At 66.1% G+C, this 1875-nt stretch carries 2 protein-coding genes; both read left to right on the plus strand.

All coding sequences use genetic code 11. The annotated features are described in order from the left end of the window. The first annotated feature begins 493 nt into the window (after nt 1-493). Complete coding sequence (locus tag AC6CID_RS24950) at nt 494-1585, plus strand: hypothetical protein (RefSeq protein ID WP_006551558.1); 1092 nt, start codon at nt 494-496, stop codon at nt 1583-1585. 76 nt (nt 1586-1661) lie between these two features. Then, nucleotides 1662-1875 (plus strand): transposase (locus AC6CID_RS24955; RefSeq protein WP_498354661.1); only part of this gene is annotated, 214 nt, incomplete at its 3' end.

Raw genomic sequence — 1875 nt, forward strand, 5'->3', positions numbered from 1 at the left:
ATTTATCTCTGCAGTAAACGCCCGGCCCGTCTTCGGCGCCTCGTGCCACACATGCCTTCCCGCTCGGGTTGCGGCGGGCCATAATTCGCCTTTCACGTGCCCGGCTTGCCGTCTTCGGAGCTGGGCCTTGACACCCCTGCACCGGGTACCCCCGCATCAGTACCGCACCTGCCGCTGGGCAGTCGATGCATCACCTGTCCGAACGGAATCGACCGGCCCCACGCTGATCACTGCTCCCACACCGCCGAAGCACTTCAACCGATCCGTCACTGCAGCATCATCGAGAAGCCGTCCTCGACACCGGCAGGTCCCGGGCCCGCTGGCTGTGATGTCTTCGCGCTGGCGGCGTCGGCGGGGAGAGGATTTCGCAGTGAGCAGCACCGCTCTCTCCGGGATCGAGGCGACCACCGAATCCGGCCCGCGGTGCTGCACGAAACCTTGGGGCTCCATCGAGCCAGTGGCAATCGGCCCGTGGTTGCCTCACCATGGAGCGGTGACTGCTAAGCGTCGCCGATCCACCGCCGATCCTGCCGAACCCCTTTCCGATGCCGAGCTGCTCATCGGCCTGGTGGTCTCACCATCCCTGAGTGCGATGCTCGGCCCCGAGGTCACCACCTCGGTGCGCAAGATTTTGGTGCAGCGGTATCCGGGAGTGCGCTGGCAACTGAAGATGGCCGAAGACCGGCTGGTCGATCCACCCACCGAGACCTTGGACCTGCTGGAGGCGGCCCGAAACCGCGTGCTGGAGGAGAACTGGGATTTGGCCGTGGTGCTCACCGAGATCCCCCTGAAGACCGGCCGACGTCCGGTGCTCACCCAGCTCAGCCCCGTGCACGGGGTAGGACTGGTCTCCGTCCCAACCCTGGGAGCCGTGCACGTGCGGCAGAAGGTGCAAGAGACCACCGTGCACGTGGTCGGGCAGCTCCTGGGCTACGACGCCGAAGACCTCAACGCCCAGCGGGATCTTGCTCGAAGAGCCCACCAGCTGTCCACCGATCTCGACGAACGCCCGGACGACAACGTCGTGCAGTTCACGGCCCGAGTGCTGAGCGGCAACGTGCGGTTGCTGCTGGGCATGATCCGCGCCAACCAGCCTTGGGCCTTCGTGGCCCGGCTCTCCCGGGCGATGGTCGTGGCAGCGGCCACCGGCATGCTGACATTGGTGGCCTCGGACCTATGGGTACTGGCCATGGCCTACGGGCCGGTGCGCCTGGTCCTGCTGGCGGTGATGGCGATCGGGGCGGTGAGTGCCACCCTGATCCTGGGAGCCGACTTGTGGGAGCGCCCACGGCGGCGAGCCCAACGTGAGCAGGTGATCCTGTTCAATTTGGCCACCACCGCGACCGTGGCCATCGGGGTTGTGGTGTTCTACCTCGGCTTATTCATCCTGTCCTGGGTCGGCGCGCTGCTGCTCATCGACGAGCAGGTACTGGCCGGTGTCGCCGGTCACCCAGTGAACGCTTTGGACTACGCGAAGATCAGCTGGCTCACCGCCAGCCTGGCCACCGTGGGCGGAGCACTAGGAGCTGGACTGGAGGACGACGATGTGGTGCGCGCCGCTGCCTACACCCGGTCCAGCACCTGACACAGCCCCAGCACAGAAGAAACTGAAACATCTACGCGTTGATGCCACGTCTATGCAGGTGTCATTGCCGGTCGCGATGACTTGGTGGGCTCAGCGCAGTGCGCTGCCTCGTACTCGGCGGGTGGGGCGTTGCCGAGGCGGGTGTGCGGGCGGGCGCTGTTGTACCTGTCGATCCGGGATCCGCACCGCCCTGCCGGACGCGCGGATCGCAGTCGACAAGTGGCATCTCGTCGCCCTCGCCAACCTCATGGTCACCCAGGTCCGTCAACGGATCACCCGGCAACTGCACG

Source organism: Rhodococcus sp. GQ147 (genome assembly GCF_059759155.1).